The sequence below is a fragment of the Paraburkholderia suaedae genome, assembly GCF_040812055.1.
Lineage (GTDB): Bacteria > Pseudomonadota > Gammaproteobacteria > Burkholderiales > Burkholderiaceae > Paraburkholderia.
Map to the genome: position 1 here is coordinate 647,653 of NZ_JBFOAH010000001.1, position 14,440 is coordinate 662,092.

The window sequence follows — 14,440 nt, forward strand, 5'->3', positions numbered from 1 at the left end:
GCTGCACCGCTGCGCGTCAAGCCCGCATCAGGCCTTGACGGTGGTCAGCGCCTTCTTCACGAAGTCGTTGGTCCACGCCTTCGACACATCGATCGGCTTGCCCTGCACATTCGGATCGAATGCCTGCAACGTCTTGAGCGACGTCGCGGGACCGTCGGCGGGCATCAAGCCATCGGGCGACATCGCTTCCTTGACATGCTGCCATGCATCCAGATACAGCGCGCGGTCGCCGAGCAGATAGCCTTCCGGCACGGTGTTGATCAGCTCGCTGCCGCTCGACGCCTGCAGCCACTTCAGTGCGCGCACCATGGCATTGGTCAGCGCCTGAGTAGTGTTGGGATTCTTCGTGATGAAGCTTTGCGACGCATACAGGCAGCCCGCCGGCATATCGCCGCCGAACACGCTGCGCGTATCGGCGAGCGTGCGGGTATCCGACACCACGCGGACTTCGCCCGCGCGTTCGAGCTTGGTGATCACCGGGTCGAGGTTGGCAATCGCGTCGATCTGCCCTGACTGCAGCGCGGAGATCGCACCCGCGCCCGCGCCCACGCCGATGAACGCAACGTCTTTCGCGCTCAGCCCGGCCTTCGCGAGCACGAAGCTCGCCATGATCGCGGTCGACGAACCGGGCGCGGTCACGCCGATCTTCTTGCCCTTCAGATCCGCGATGGACTTGTAGTTCGGCATGGTCTTCTTCGACACGGCCAGCACGATTTGCGGTGCACGTCCTTGCAGCACGAACTCGCGGAACATCTGCTTTTGCGCCTGCAACAGCAGCGTGTGTTCGAACGCGCCCGATACCACATCCGCGCTGCCGCCGACCGCCGCCTTCAAGGCTTGCGAGCCGCCCGCGAAGTCCGAAATCTCGACTTCGAGCCCTTCGTCCTTGAAGTAATTGCGACGCTCGGCAATCGTGAGCGGCAGGTAATAGAACAGGTTCTTGCCGCCGACCGCGATGGCCACTTTGGTCGTCTCGGGTTTGCCCTGCGCGAAAGCGAACGGCGTGGCCGCGAGCGTGGCGCCCGCGAGCGCGGCGCTACCGGCGAGAAAGGTTCTGCGTTGCATGGTCTGTTGTCTCCAAACTTTTGTTGTCCGGTTCTTTTCAGCTTGTGGTGCAGCTGTTCTATCGCTGCGCTGTTTCCCGGGGCGCTGACGTGCGCCGCGTTTCACACGATCTGTTGCGCGTGCAACCTCGCGATTTGCCCAGCATCATAACCTAGCGACTGCAGGACTTCATCCGTATGTTCACCCAGCTCGGGACCGAGCCAGCGGGTCTCGCCCGGCGTCGCCGAGAGCTTCGGCGTGACCGCCGGCAACGTGATTTCGCGGCCGTCCTGCCACTTGAAGCGCTGGATCATCTGCCGCGCGATGAACTGCGGGTCCGTGAACATGTCCGCCACGCTGTAGATGCGGCCAACCGGCACGTCGGCCGCATTGAGCACGTCGAGCGCTTCGTCGATGGTGTGCGTGGCAAGCCACGCGGCGATCGCGCCGTCGATTTCCTGCGTGCGCGGCACACGTCCGTCGTTATGCGCGAGCCCCGGATCGTTAGCCAGATCGTCGCGCCCGATTGCCACCATGAGGCGCTTGAAGATCGGATCGCTATTGCCGCCGATCACGATGCTACCGTCGCGGCAAGGATACGTATTCGACGGCACGATGCCCGGCAGCGACGCGCCGGTGCGCTCGCGCACCATGCCGTACACGCCGTACTCGGGCACCACGCTTTCCATCATGTTGAAGACGGCCTCGTACAGTGCGACGTCGACCACCTGCCCCTTGCCGCCGTTCACCTGCTTGTGATGCAGCGCCATCAGCGCACCGATCACGCCGTGCAGCGCGGCGATCGAATCGCCGATCGAAATGCCGATCCGCGGCGGCGGCAAATCCGGGTAGCCGGTGATATGACGCAAGCCGCCCATCGATTCGGCGATCGCGCCGAAGCCAGGGCGGTCGCGATACGGGCCGCTCTGGCCGTAGCCGGATAAGCGCACCATCACGAGGCCGGGGTTTTCGGCGCACAGCACGTCGTAACCGAGCCCGAGCTTCTCGAGCAAACCGGGCCGGAAATTTTCGACGACGATATCCGCTTCTTTCGCGAGACGCCGCACGATCTCCTTGCCCTCTTCGGCTTTCAGATTGACCGTGACGGACTTCTTGTTGCGCGCCTGCACGGCCCACCATAGCGACGTGCCGCCGACCTCGGGATACAGCTTGCGCCACTTGCGCAGCGGGTCGCCGCCTTTGGGGTCTTCGATCTTGATGACCTCGGCACCGAACTCGCCGAGAAAACGCGCGGCGAACGGGCCGGCGATCAGCGTGCCGAGTTCCAGCACCTTGACGCCGGCAAGCGGGCCTTGCGGCGCGGCGCTCGTGCCTGATTCAGGGGTGGCGTTCATAGGTCTCCTTTGTCTTGGGTCCTGGCGTGCACGGTCGCGATCTATTGCGCTCGGGGTGCGCAGCGCTCAGGTCAGCCGCATGCCGAGGCCGCTACATCGAACGGCGATCGAGCATCGCGCGGGCAATCGTGCCGGCATCGACATATTCGAGTTCTCCGCCCACCGGCACGCCGCGCGCAAGACGCGTGACGGCAAGACCGCGCGCCTTGAGCGTCTGCCCGAGATAATGCGCGGTGGCCTCGCCTTCGTTGGTGAAATTGGTCGCGAGCACGACTTCCTTGACCACGCCATCCGACGCGCGCTTCACCAGCCGGTCAAAATGGATCTCCTTCGGGCCGATACCGTCGAGCGGACTCAATCGCCCCATCAGCACGAAATAGAGGCCGCGATAGGTCATGGTCTGTTCGAGCATGACCTGGTCGGCCGGCGTTTCGACGACGCATAGCAGCGTCGGATCGCGGTCTTCGTCCAGGCAGACTTCGCAGATCTGCGCTTCGGTAAAGGTGTTGCACTTCTCGCAGTGCTGCAGGTGCTCGGTCGCGAACAGCAGCGCGCGACCGAGTTTCTCCGCGCCCTCGCGGTCATGCTGCATCAGGTGATACGCCATGCGTTGCGCGGACTTGGGCCCGACTCCGGGCAGTGCGCGCAGCGCTTCGACGAGCGCCGACAAGGCGGAAGGTTGTTTCATGCGGATCGGCGTCGAAGTGGGTAGTGCCCGTCTAGGCGTGTGGTGATGCGGTGGGTCCGGTCAAACCGTGATCGGCATGGCCGCGGCCCTGGCGTGAGCAACCGCATTGACCGTGCAAGTTGGACCCGGCATTGACCGACGCGAGTGAGAATGCAACTCCAGGCAGCGCGATGCCTTCGCGAGCCGGGCCCGCGCGTGTCGCACGCGCCACGGCGACGGCTGCGCCGGCGCTTGCCTATCTCACGCGTCGTTCAGAACGGCAGCTTGAAACCCGGCGGCAACGGCAAGCCCGAGGTCATGCCGCCCATCTTTTCCTGGGCGGTGGCTTCGGCCTTGCGCACGGCGTCGTTGAACGCGGCGGCGACCAGGTCTTCCAGCATGTCTTTGTCGTCGGCGAGCAGGCTCGGGTCGATCGACACCCGGCGCACGTCGTTCTTGCAGGTCATCGTCACCTTCACGAGTCCGGCGCCCGACTGGCCCTCGACTTCGATCAGCGCAAGTTGCTCCTGCATCTTCTTCATGTTTTCCTGCATCTGCTGAGCCTGCTTCATCAGCCCGGCGAGTTGGCCTTTCATCATGGACATGCTCCTTCTTGATAGCGTGAAATCGAAAATCGAGCGCGCTACAGTAGCTAACGCGGCAAATCAGTGGGCCGACGACGCGCCGTTCGCGGCGGCGTCCGGGGTAATCGGCCGAATCGAACCGGGCACGATGCTCGCGCCGAACTCGCGGATCAGCGACTGCACGAACGGATCGGCGCCGATCTCGCGCTCCGCTTCCTGCTGACGCTGCGCGCGCAGCGTGGCGTCGTGCGCGGCGGCGGTGCGGCGCGCCGCACCGACCTCCACCAGCACGTCGACGTTCTGGCCAAGCCTCTCGGCAAGCGCGCTTTTCAGTTTTGCGACCTGCGACGCCTCCGCGTACTGCGGCACTGGCACGTTCAGCTTGAGCGTGTTGCCTTCGAGCGCCATCAGTTCGCTGTTGAATGCGAGTTGATACGAAATGCCCTTGAGCGGCAATTCGACGGCGAGCGCGGGCCAGTCGCCTGTGAAGCCGAGCGGATCGAGGGGTACGGCGGGAGGCAGCGGACGCGAGTCGACCGTTGGAGCGGGCGCGGCCGACGCCGTGGCGCTCGCGCTCATGTGGACGTCGTCCGGACCGCGGTCGAATGCGGGCAGGTAGTCGTCGTCCGGCGGGCCAAAGTAGCCGTCGTCCGATGCGCTGAGCGGCATGTAGTCGTCGGGCGGCATGTCGTCCCATGGCGGTGCCGACGCGCTGCCCTGCTCCGCGCGGCTATTCGCGGACGCCGACGACGCTGCCCGAGCGGCCGGGGCAGCATCCTGCTGCGGCGCGCGACGCGCAGCGCCAGGCGTCGGCACCGGAACGGCTGGGCGCGACGCGGCGGCGGGCTTCGACGCCACCGGCGCGGCAGGCTTACCAACCGCTGCCGGGGAAGCGCGGCCACGGTCCGACGAAACTTTCAGGCCAGCGCTGCGCAACACATCGAGCGCGGCGCTCGCACCGCCTGCGCGGCGCGGCGCCGTTTCGGCCGCGGATGGCGGCGCTTGCTGCGAGGCGGTCGCCTTTTCACCGCGCGATAGACCGGCGGTAGACGCCGCGGCCTGCGACGGCGCGGGCGGCGCGGCATCGATCGAAGGGGCTGCTAAGCCATCGCTTTTGAGTGCACTGTCGAGACCAGCGTTCGGCGCGGCTGGGTTCGAGATGGCATCGGCGGGCGCGTCGTCCCACGGAGCCAACGCGGGGGCTGCACTAGCGGCGGCCCCCCGCGGCAGCGACTTCGGTGCATCCGCAGTCTGCATCGACTCGACGGTGCCTGGAGTTTGCGCACCGAATGCTTGCGATGCTGGCGTGTCCGGCGCGCAATCTGCAGAAACCGGCCGGATGCCCGTTGCCTCTGAACTTTCCTGCCTGGCGGACGACACACCGCCAACTGCGCGACCCGATTGAGCGGCGGTGGTCACGAACGCCTGATCACCCGGCGCTTCGCCGGCGCTCACCGGCGCAGCGGCGGCCGTCACGGTCGAGCCCGGCGCGGCCCGCAATGCCGCCACCGTTGGGGCACCGGTGCGCTTCGCACCCGCCGCTGCCGTCTGACCGGCAGCGCGCGTCCCACCCGCCGGGTTGCCGCCACCGCCAGTTGGCGCCGGCTCGAACGCCAGCATGCGCAGCAGCGTCATTGTGAAGCCGGCGTATTCGTCAGGCGCGAGGCTCAGTTCGCTTCGGCCGATCGTCGCAATCTGGTAGAACAATTGCACCTGCTCCGCGCTGAGGGCTTCGGCAAAGCGGCGCACATCCGCGGCTTCCGGCCACTCGTCCAGCACCGACGACGGCGCGAACTGCGCCCACGCAATACGGTGCAGCAAACTCGCCAGGTCCTGCAGGGCCGTCGAAAAGGACAGGCTGCGCAGCGCCATCTCGTCCGCGACCGCCAGCACCGAGGCGCCGTCGCCCTCTGCGAGCGCGTCGAGCAGACGGATCAGATAGCTCTGATCGAGCGCGCCGAGCATGCCGCGCACCGCCTCTTCATTGACCTGATTGGCCGAATAGGCAATGGCCTGATCGGTCAGGGACAGCGCGTCGCGCATCGAGCCGTCGGCGGCGCGCGCGAGCAGGCGCAGCGCCTGGGCGTCGAAAGGCACCTTCTCTTCGCCGAGAATATGCTCGAGGTGCGACACGATGTGGCCGGCGGGCATCTGCTTCAGATTGAACTGCAGACAGCGCGACAGCACCGTGACGGGAATCTTCTGCGGATCGGTGGTGGCGAGGATGAACTTGACGTGCGACGGTGGCTCTTCCAGCGTCTTAAGCATCGCGTTGAACGCATGGTTGGTGAGCATGTGCACTTCGTCGATCATGTAGACCTTGAAGCGCGCGTCAACCGGCGCATACACCGCGCGCTCGAGCAGCGCGGCCATTTCGTCGACACCGCGATTGCTCGCCGCGTCCATCTCGACATAATCGACAAAGCGCCCTTCGTCGATTTCACGGCACGCGCGGCACACGCCGCAGGGCGTGGAGGTCACGCCGGTCTCGCAATTGAGCGCCTTGGCGAAGATGCGCGACAGCGTGGTTTTGCCGACCCCCCGTGTGCCGGTAAACAGATAGGCATGATGCAGACGGCCGCCGTCGAGCGCGTGCGTGAGCGCGCGCACCACGTGCTCCTGTCCGACGAGCGAAGCGAAATCCTTCGGCCGCCATTTGCGTGCGAGAACTTGATAGGTCATCCGGAAATTGTATCAGTAACGATGCCGCGCAAAACCGAATCGAAACGATGCGCGAACGGGTGTCCCGGCTTCATTGAAGCAGGCTAAAAGGCCGATAGAAAAAAATGGATGAAGTGCGCGAATGGCAATCGGGAAGCGACGGCATGCAGCCGGGCAAGCGACGCAACGGCAAATGGGAAACGGGAAACATGGCGAACATCGCGGAAGAACCCGCGGAGACCAGTATAAGAACAGCGGAACAACAGAGGGGGAAAAAGGAAGGTGACGAGCCCGACCCTCGGCACTGGTGGAAAACGGCTGTGGCTGCTTCGTTCCCGACCTGACCAGGTTGACCATCCCTCCATGCGAGGAGGCCCGTCACGAAACATTCTATCATCGCTTCTCGCATCGCGCGACTGTTGATGCGAGCAACAGGCGTCGACGCGCCGAATCACCCGGCCCGACCCGTCCGGGCGTCACGCACTTGAGTTCGCGTCGCCAGTCGCCACATAGCCTTCGTCGCAACTGTTCAACACGGTGGAACGCGCCCGCAATGCAGTGGCCCTTAAGCTGCAACCCCGGCCCCGCTGCCATGACGCGTACTATCGCCCCCGGCAACGCATAGCGAATTAAGCTAAACTGGTATTCGGATGACCCGCACGCGTGAAGCTTCAACATATTCCCAGGACAAGGCGGCAGCTTTTCCGGTGTTTGTGTCGGCAGGTTCCGGGTGTGGCAAAGCGAACGGAAGTTTCCCTAGATTTTGACGTATCGTGGCGAGCAATTCAGGCGGGCCTCGAACCGATAGAGGTATTCATACAATGAGCGAACAAATCAAGCATATTAGCGACGCATCTTTCGAACAGGACGTCGTGAAATCCGACAAACCCGTGCTGCTCGATTTCTGGGCTGAATGGTGCGGCCCGTGCAAGATGATCGCGCCGATCCTCGACGAAGTCGCGAAGGATTACGCAGATCGCCTGCAAATCGCCAAGATCAATGTCGACGAACATCAGTCCACGCCGGTCAAGTTCGGCGTGCGCGGCATCCCCACGCTGATCCTGTTCAAGAACGGCGCGGTCGCCGCGCAGAAGGTCGGCGCGTTGTCGAAGTCGCAGCTCACCGCGTTCCTCGACGGCAACCTGTAAAACTGCGCCACTCGGCGCGCGGCGAGTCGGCGAGACTCATGAGCGCGTCGAATCGGGCGTGTTGCGCGCGTGTTGTCACGCGGCAACACGCCCCACAGGAAAGATGCCCAGCCGCCGCACTGGCGGACATTGGCCTGTGCTATGCTAGAATCCGCAAAACGTCAAAAAGACGTGTAAGTCCTTGAGCGGTTCCGCTCACTCTCCTCCCAGATTTCATTTCGTCGCACCTTCTCCTGCGGGTTCTCCGTATGCATTTATCCGAGCTTAAGACTCTGCACGTGTCCGAATTGATCGAGATGGCCAATGGCCTCGAGATCGAAAGTGCGAACCGCCTGCGCAAGCAGGAACTGATGTTCGCCATTTTAAAAAAACGAGCCAAAACGGGCGACACGATCTTCGGCGACGGCACGCTGGAAGTGCTGCCGGACGGCTTCGGCTTCCTGCGTTCACCGGAAACCTCGTACCTGGCCAGCACCGATGACATCTACATCAGCCCGTCGCAAATCCGCCGCTTCAATCTGCATACGGGCGACACCATCGAAGGCGAGGTGCGCACCCCGAAAGACGGCGAGCGCTATTTCGCGCTTGTAAAGGTGGACAAGGTCAACGGCCAACCGCCGGAAGCCTCGAAGCACAAGATCATGTTCGAAAACCTCACGCCGCTGCACCCGAACAAGGTGCTGCTGCTCGAGCGTGAAATGCGCGGCGAGGAAAACGTCACGGGCCGCATCATCGACATGATCGCGCCGATCGGCAAAGGCCAGCGCGGCCTGCTGGTCGCGTCGCCGAAGTCGGGCAAGACGGTGATGCTGCAGCACATCGCGCACGCCATCAAGCAGAACCATCCCGACGTCGTGCTGTTCGTGCTGCTGATCGACGAGCGCCCGGAAGAAGTGACGGAAATGCAGCGCTCGGTGGCCGGCGAAGTCATCGCCTCCACGTTCGACGAGCCCGCCGCGCGTCACGTGCAGGTCGCTGAAATGGTGATCGAGAAGGCCAAGCGCCTCGTCGAAATGAAGAACGACGTGGTGATTCTGCTCGACTCGATCACGCGTCTCGCGCGCGCCTACAACACCGTGGTGCCGGCCTCCGGCAAGGTGCTCACGGGCGGTGTCGACGCCAATGCGCTGCAACGTCCGAAGCGCTTCTTCGGTGCCGCGCGCAATATCGAGGAAGGCGGTTCGCTGACCATCATCGGCACGGCGCTGATCGAAACCGGCAGCCGCATGGACGACGTCATCTACGAAGAGTTCAAGGGCACCGGCAACATGGAAGTGCACCTGGAGCGCCGTCTCGCCGAAAAGCGCGTTTATCCGTCGATCAACCTCAACAAGTCCGGTACGCGCCGCGAAGAACTGCTGATCAAGCCCGAGGTCCTGCAAAAGATCTGGGTGCTGCGCAAGTTCATTCACGACATGGACGAAGTCGAGTCGATGGAATTCCTGCTCGACAAGATCCGCCAGACAAAGAGCAACTCCGAGTTCTTCGACATGATGCGTCGGGGCGGCGGCAGCTGAACGTTGCGCGTGCGCAAGCGCATCAGCCGCAGCATCGCAAAAACCGCTCGCCAGAAACGAGCGGTTTTTTTTCGACCGCGTACATCGCTTTTTGGGCCAGGCCCGTTCAGCGAAGTTTGCGCGCTAACAGCCGGTCGGTCGCAGGTCGGGGCTCGTCAGCGGCCTCACTGCGATGTTCTACGACTTAGCTCGGGCAGCGTCGCAAGGCATTGCATCGAACTCGCCTCGCCGAGTTCCGGAATCCGTACAATCTTGTGTTCCAGGCCGCGCTCGCCACGCCGACGCCAGGTTTGTCGGCGGCGGCCCCGCGTCCGAAGCGCGCGTCCACATCCGCGGGATGGATGGTTGCGCAGCAGGCACGCTATCCGGCTTCGCTGGACGGCATCGATTTTCTGATCGGCATAGCGACTTGCGGCGGCCTTTTCGCCGCATGGCAACAACAGATCGACGAAGGTTCATCAGGCGATGCTTTCGAAACTCACTCAATGGCTGGGCTCGCGCCGCCGCGACCGCGCGCTGCGCGACTACGCGATCGACGACGCGCTGTGGCAAGCCACGCTCGACGGCCTGCCGTTCCTCGCGCACCTCGACGCGCCCGACCTCGCGCGGCTGCGTGAACTCACCAGCCTGTTCATCGCGCAAAAGGAATTCTCGACCGCCCACGCGCTCGAACTGACCGACGCAATGACCGTGGCGATCGCTGCGCAGGCATGTTTGCCGGTGCTGAATCTGAGTCTCGATCTGTACCGCGGCTGGGTTGGGGTCATCGTCTATCCCGGCGAATTCGTGATCCGCAAGACGGTCGAGGACGAGGACGGCGTGGTGCACGAGGTCGAGCAAGATGCCAGCGGCGAAGCGTGGGAAGGCGGCCCGGTGGTGCTGTCGTGGGAAGACGCCCAGATGACGGACGGCACCGACGCGTACAACGTCGTCATTCATGAATTCGCGCACAAGATCGACATGCTGAATGGCGAAGCGGACGGCCACCCGCCGCTGGTGCGTCGCTGGCATGCGCCGCTCGACTCGCAGGCGTGGGCCGTCGTATTCGACTCCGCGTACGACCAGTTCTGCGCCCGCGTCGATGCGGTGCCGCAGCGTCGCTGGGCGCGCTTCGAGCGCGAGTCGCTGATCGATCCGTACGCGGCGGACCATCCGTCGGAATTTTTTGCCGTGTGCAGTGAGGCGCTGTTCGTGACCCCGCGGGCATTCGAAGCACAGTATCCGGAGCTTTACCGGCTGCTCGCACGCTATTACCGGCAGGATCCTGCACGCGTCGGCGTAGCGTTCACGCCCGCCTGAGCGTGCGCTTGTCCGCGGTCATGCGTCAGGTCGGCTGCGCACGGCCGGAAGCACGAATGGGCGCAGGCTTCGGCAGCCGGCACGAGCGCCGCGCAAACGCCCGCTTTGCTGCTGCCACAAAGCTGGCAGAAAAGTCGTCAAGCGACTGATTTTCTGGCATAATCGCCGTTTTTCGACCATAGGCAAGTGGCTCGCGCCTAGATGCGGTTTGCACTGTGCGGCTGCACGCGGGTTGGCTACCGCCAGATTAAAGGAAAGACCATGAAAGAAGGCATTCACCCGAATTACCGCGAAGTCCTGTTCATCGACATGTCGAACGACTTCCGGTTTGTGACGCGCTCGACCATCCAGACGCGCGAAACCGCCGAATTCAACGGCAAGACCTACCCCCTCGCCAAGATCGAAGTGTCGTCGGAATCGCATCCGTTCTACACCGGTCAGCAAAAGATCATGGACACGGCAGGCCGCGTCGAGAAGTTCAACAAGAAATTCGGTGCACGCGCTACCGGCAAGGCAGCAGCGAAGTAATACCCGCCTGGTCGCTGGCTTTAGCCGGCAGCGAAGCAGAAAAAAGGGCAGCGCGAGCTGCCCTTTTTTTGTCGGCCGAGTTGGCGGCTTCGCTTATGGCCTCGCCTGTGGCCTTGCTTATGGCCTTGCTTATGGCCTCGCCTGTGACCTTGCTTGTCGCCCTGCGTGCGGCCTTCTTTTGACCTTGTTTCCAAGCCTTCTGCGCTCTCTCGATATCGCCTCGTTCGCAGCCTGATGCACCTGATGCACCTGACGCACCTGACGCACCGGCTCGAACAATGGCCGATGTCATGCCCGCGGCACCCAGCGCAGCTGCGCTCGCCGTGCACGTGTTACAGGCTTCGCAACGGCGTTGCCGACCGTTACCAGCCGTGACGCGCAGCGCACCGCACGACTACAATGCCGGATGCTCAAGACGGGCCATCCTGGTCCGACATACAGTCCGGTCATGGCCGCACCGCTTATCCAATTTCCACACACCGCATGAGACCTGTCGTTCGCCTCACTGCCTCTGCGACCAGTGCCCTGCCGCGCTGGCTGCTGCTGGCCATCTGTATCGTCTACGCATCGTTTGGGCTGTTCGGCCGCGATCCGTGGAAGAACGAGGACGCAGCCGGCTTCGGAGTCATGTGGACCATGGCGAACGGCGGCGCCCACGACTGGCTGCTGCCCAATCTGGTCGGCAAATATCTGACCGAGGACGGACCGCTCGGCTACTGGCTCGGCGCGAGCGCGATCCGCGCGCTCGCGCCGTGGGTCGATGCGAGCAACGCGTCGCGCGTGTTCACCGGTCTGCTGTTTTGCGCGGGCTGCGCGTTCGTCTGGTACGCGGCCTATCTGCTCGGCCGGCGCGCCGAAGTGCAGCCGTTCAAGTACGCGTTCGGCGGCGAGCCGGAACCGCGCGATTACGGCCGCACGCTCGCCGACGGCGCGCTGCTGATCCTGCTCGCCTGCTTCGGCCTTGCCGAACGCGGCCACGAAACCACGCCGCAACTCGCGCAGTTCGTCGGCATCGCGATGCTCGTGTACGGGCTCGTGCGGATGATCAACAAGCCGATTCAAGGCGCGCTGATCTGGGGCCTCGCGCTCGGCCTCGTCACCCTCGCGAGCAGCCCCGTGCTGGTCGGCGCGTTGCTGGTCGGCACGCTGGCGATGTCGCTGATCGTGCGCGAAGCGCGGTCGCGCTGGCTGCCGCTTGCCGGTCTGCCGGTCGCGCTGCTGGTGTCGGTGTCCTGGCCGATCGCCGCCCTCGCCGCTTTTCCTGACGACGCCGTCTGGTACCTGAATCAATGGGTGCACGTCAGCGTGAGTTCGTTCGCCGGGCCGCCGGGCCGCGTCGCCGCCTACGCGCTGAAAAACCTGCCGCTCTTCACCTGGCCGGCATGGCCGCTCGCGCTATGGTCGTGGTTCAGCTGGAAAGGTCTGCGGCGCGCGCCGCATGTGGCCATTCCGCTCTCGGTGATCGGGCCGCTGCTGGCACTGGTGATCCTGCAGAGCCATCAATCCAACCGCCTTTACATGCTGTTGCTGCCACCGCTCGCGGTGCTCGCCACCTTTGCGCTGCCCACGCTCAAACGCGGCGCGATCAACGCGATCGACTGGTTCGCGCTCCTAAGCTTCACGATCCTCGGCAGCTTCGTCTGGCTCGTGTACGTGGCGGGCCTGACCGGATTTCCGCATCCGCTTGCGCGCAACCTCGCGCGCCTCGCGCCCGGCTTCGTGCCGCAGTTCAAGATTTTGTCGTTCGTCTGCGCGCTCGCCGTCACGCTGTGCTGGTTCGTGCTGGTGCGCTGGCGTCTCGCGCGTCATCCGAAGGTATTGTGGCGCAGCGTGGTGCTCTCGAGCGCCGGTACGACGCTGATGTGGGTGCTGCTCATGACGCTGTGGCTGCCCGTCGTCAACTACAGCCGGACCTACAGCGACGTCGCGCAACAGATCGCGAGCCACCTGCCGGACGACTACACGTGCATTTCGCCGGTGCGCCTGGGAAATGCGCAGATCGCCACGTTCGCGTATTTCGGCGACATGCACTTCTCGTTCGACCAGGACTGCGACGTGATCCTGCGTCAGGACTCGACGGAGTACGGCGAACCGAGTGCGATGCCCGACTACATCTGGAAACTGGTGTGGCAAGGCCGCCGCGCGGCCGACCGCGATGAACGCTTCCGTCTGTACGTTCGGACCGACCGGCCGAAGCCGCCGGTGGTCAAGCGCCGCAACTGGCACAAGAAGCCCGGCTGACCATGTTGGCCGACGTACGGAAAATCGCCGCGCTCGCGTGGCCCGTCCTGATCGGCCAGTTGGCGATCATCGCGTTCGGCGTAATCGACACCGCCATGGTCGGCCGGTATTCGGCGGTCGATCTGGCCGCACTCGGCCTCGGCTCGTCGATCTACATTTCCGTCTACATCGGCCTGACCGGCATTCTCACCGCGCTGCAACCGATCGCCGCGCAGTTGTACGGCGCGCGCCGCTATGCGGAGATCGGCGAGGAAGTGCGCCAGTCGCTGTGGCTCACGCTGGCGCTGACCGTGATCGGCTTTCTGATCTTGTTTTTTCCGGAGCCCGTGCTGCATGTCGCACGCGTGCCCGACGCGCTGCATGAACGCACGGTCGCGTATCTGCGGATTCTCGCCTTCGGTCTGCCGGCCGGCCTCACGTTTCGCGTCTACAGTTCGGTGACCAATGCCGTCGGCGAACCGCGGCTCGTGATGATGCTGCAGATCGGCGCGCTACTGCTCAAGGTTCCCCTCAACACGTGGTTCATCTTTGGCGGTTTCGGCGTGCCGGCGCTCGGCGGTCCGGGTTGCGCGCTCGCCAGCACCGCGATCAACTGGGCGCTGGCGATGCTCGGCATGGTGCTGCTCACGCGTGTCGACGTGTTCAAGCCGTTTGCGATCTTCGCGCACTTCTGCTGGCCGAGGTGGCGACGCCAGGCGGCGCAACTCCGGCTGGGCATTCCGATGGGCCTGTCGTATCTGATTGAAGTCACGTCTTATACGTTCATGGCGCTGTTCATCGCGCGGTTCGGCACGACGACGCTCGCTGGACATCAGATCGCCGGCAATATCGGCGCGGTGCTGTATATGACGCCGCTGTCGATCGGCATTGCTTCGTCAACGCTGGTCGCGCAGGCGCTCGGCGCGCATCGTCCGCAAGCGGCGCGCACGCTGTCGCGTCACGGGATCCTGATGGCGGTCGCGATCGCCTGCTGTTATGGCGCGGTGGTGCTGGTGCTGCGGCCGTACATCATCGAAGGTTATACGCCGAACTCGCAGGTCGCGGCAGCGGCGCTGCCGCTGGTGCTGATCGTCGTGTGCTACCACCTGTTCGACGCGTTGCAGATCACTACCGCATTCGTGCTGCGCGCGTACAAAGTGGCGGTCGTGCCGACCGTCATCTACGCGGTGGCGTTGTGGGGCGTGGGATTGGGCGGCGGCTATCTGCTCGGCTTCGATGTGAGCGGCGTCACGCCGACGTGGCTAACCGGCGCGCGCGGCTTCTGGGTCGCCAATACCGCGAGTTTGGCGATTGCCGGACTCGGTTTGCTGATGTACTGGCGGATGGTGAGCAAGCGGTATTTGCGCGGCGCCGTTGCCGTCTCGCGGGATTCGGCGGGTTGAGATCGGCAGGTCCG

At 64.2% G+C, this 14,440-nt stretch carries 11 protein-coding genes and 1 other RNA gene; 6 read left to right on the forward strand and 6 right to left on the reverse strand.

Annotated features, from left to right (window positions below; genetic code table 11):
- Positions 1 to 27: 27 nt before the first annotated feature.
- The 6 genes from ABQJ48_RS02800 to ffs all read right to left on the reverse strand — a co-directional run bounded on the left by ABQJ48_RS02800 (position 28) and on the right by ffs (position 6,691).
- Positions 28 to 1,065: an ABC transporter substrate-binding protein gene (locus ABQJ48_RS02800; RefSeq protein WP_367835794.1), complete on the reverse strand. Its 1,038-nt coding sequence runs from the start codon at positions 1,063 to 1,065 to the stop codon at positions 28 to 30.
- Between the two features lie 101 nt (positions 1,066 to 1,166).
- Positions 1,167 to 2,399 (reverse strand): CaiB/BaiF CoA transferase family protein, encoded by a 1,233-nt coding sequence (locus ABQJ48_RS02805; protein ID WP_367835795.1) that lies wholly within the window; start codon positions 2,397 to 2,399, stop codon positions 1,167 to 1,169.
- Positions 2,400 to 2,490: 91 nt separating this feature from the next.
- Complete coding sequence (gene recR, locus ABQJ48_RS02810) at positions 2,491 to 3,087, reverse strand: recombination mediator RecR (RefSeq protein ID WP_367835797.1); 597 nt, start codon at positions 3,085 to 3,087, stop codon at positions 2,491 to 2,493.
- Positions 3,088 to 3,338: 251 nt separating this feature from the next.
- The gene (locus ABQJ48_RS02815; RefSeq protein ID WP_007182071.1) at positions 3,339 to 3,665 is read right to left on the reverse strand and encodes a YbaB/EbfC family nucleoid-associated protein; all 327 of its coding nucleotides are present in this window, start codon (positions 3,663 to 3,665) and stop codon (positions 3,339 to 3,341) included.
- A gap of 66 nt (positions 3,666 to 3,731) precedes the next feature.
- The gene (locus ABQJ48_RS02820; protein ID WP_367835798.1) at positions 3,732 to 6,332 is read right to left on the reverse strand and encodes a DNA polymerase III subunit gamma/tau; all 2,601 of its coding nucleotides are present in this window, start codon (positions 6,330 to 6,332) and stop codon (positions 3,732 to 3,734) included.
- Positions 6,333 to 6,592: 260 nt separating this feature from the next.
- An RNA gene (gene ffs, locus ABQJ48_RS02825) (signal recognition particle sRNA small type) lies at positions 6,593 to 6,691 on the reverse strand.
- 441 nt (positions 6,692 to 7,132) lie between these two features.
- Between ffs and trxA the strand changes: the two genes are divergently transcribed.
- The 6 genes from trxA (at position 7,133) to ABQJ48_RS02855 (ending at position 14,426) form a co-directional block, all read left to right on the forward strand.
- Positions 7,133 to 7,459 (forward strand): thioredoxin TrxA, encoded by a 327-nt coding sequence (gene trxA / locus ABQJ48_RS02830; protein WP_006048864.1) that lies wholly within the window; start codon positions 7,133 to 7,135, stop codon positions 7,457 to 7,459.
- A 248-nt stretch (positions 7,460 to 7,707) separates the two neighbouring features.
- Positions 7,708 to 8,976, forward strand: coding sequence for a transcription termination factor Rho (gene rho, locus ABQJ48_RS02835; RefSeq protein ID WP_006048863.1), 1,269 nt, complete (start codon positions 7,708 to 7,710; stop codon positions 8,974 to 8,976).
- Positions 8,977 to 9,441: 465 nt separating this feature from the next.
- The gene (locus tag ABQJ48_RS02840; protein WP_367835799.1) at positions 9,442 to 10,275 is read left to right on the forward strand and encodes a M90 family metallopeptidase; all 834 of its coding nucleotides are present in this window, start codon (positions 9,442 to 9,444) and stop codon (positions 10,273 to 10,275) included.
- Positions 10,276 to 10,536: 261 nt separating this feature from the next.
- Positions 10,537 to 10,803, forward strand: coding sequence for a type B 50S ribosomal protein L31 (locus ABQJ48_RS02845; RefSeq protein ID WP_367835800.1), 267 nt, complete (start codon positions 10,537 to 10,539; stop codon positions 10,801 to 10,803).
- Between the two features lie 483 nt (positions 10,804 to 11,286).
- Positions 11,287 to 13,044 (forward strand): ArnT family glycosyltransferase, encoded by a 1,758-nt coding sequence (locus ABQJ48_RS02850; protein WP_367835801.1) that lies wholly within the window; start codon positions 11,287 to 11,289, stop codon positions 13,042 to 13,044.
- 2 nt (positions 13,045 to 13,046) lie between these two features.
- Positions 13,047 to 14,426 carry an MATE family efflux transporter gene (locus ABQJ48_RS02855; protein ID WP_367835802.1) on the forward strand — a complete coding sequence of 460 codons (1,380 nt, stop codon included), beginning with the start codon at positions 13,047 to 13,049 and terminating at the stop codon, positions 14,424 to 14,426.
- Positions 14,427 to 14,440: the final 14 nt, after the last annotated feature.

Coding starts and splice junctions, on each gene's coding strand:
- trxA (WP_006048864.1), top strand. CDS start 7,133: ATGAGCGAACAAATCAAGCATATTAGCGACGCATCTTTCGAACAGGAC.
- ABQJ48_RS02840 (WP_367835799.1), top strand. CDS start 9,442: ATGCTTTCGAAACTCACTCAATGGCTGGGCTCGCGCCGCCGCGACCGC.
- ABQJ48_RS02850 (WP_367835801.1), top strand. CDS start 11,287: ATGAGACCTGTCGTTCGCCTCACTGCCTCTGCGACCAGTGCCCTGCCG.
- rho (WP_006048863.1), top strand. CDS start 7,708: ATGCATTTATCCGAGCTTAAGACTCTGCACGTGTCCGAATTGATCGAG.
- ABQJ48_RS02800 (WP_367835794.1), bottom strand. CDS start 1,065: ATGCAACGCAGAACCTTTCTCGCCGGTAGCGCCGCGCTCGCGGGCGCC.
- ABQJ48_RS02815 (WP_007182071.1), bottom strand. CDS start 3,665: ATGATGAAAGGCCAACTCGCCGGGCTGATGAAGCAGGCTCAGCAGATG.
- ABQJ48_RS02820 (WP_367835798.1), bottom strand. CDS start 6,332: ATGACCTATCAAGTTCTCGCACGCAAATGGCGGCCGAAGGATTTCGCT.
- ABQJ48_RS02805 (WP_367835795.1), bottom strand. CDS start 2,399: ATGAACGCCACCCCTGAATCAGGCACGAGCGCCGCGCCGCAAGGCCCG.
- ABQJ48_RS02855 (WP_367835802.1), top strand. CDS start 13,047: ATGTTGGCCGACGTACGGAAAATCGCCGCGCTCGCGTGGCCCGTCCTG.
- recR (WP_367835797.1), bottom strand. CDS start 3,087: ATGAAACAACCTTCCGCCTTGTCGGCGCTCGTCGAAGCGCTGCGCGCA.
- ABQJ48_RS02845 (WP_367835800.1), top strand. CDS start 10,537: ATGAAAGAAGGCATTCACCCGAATTACCGCGAAGTCCTGTTCATCGAC.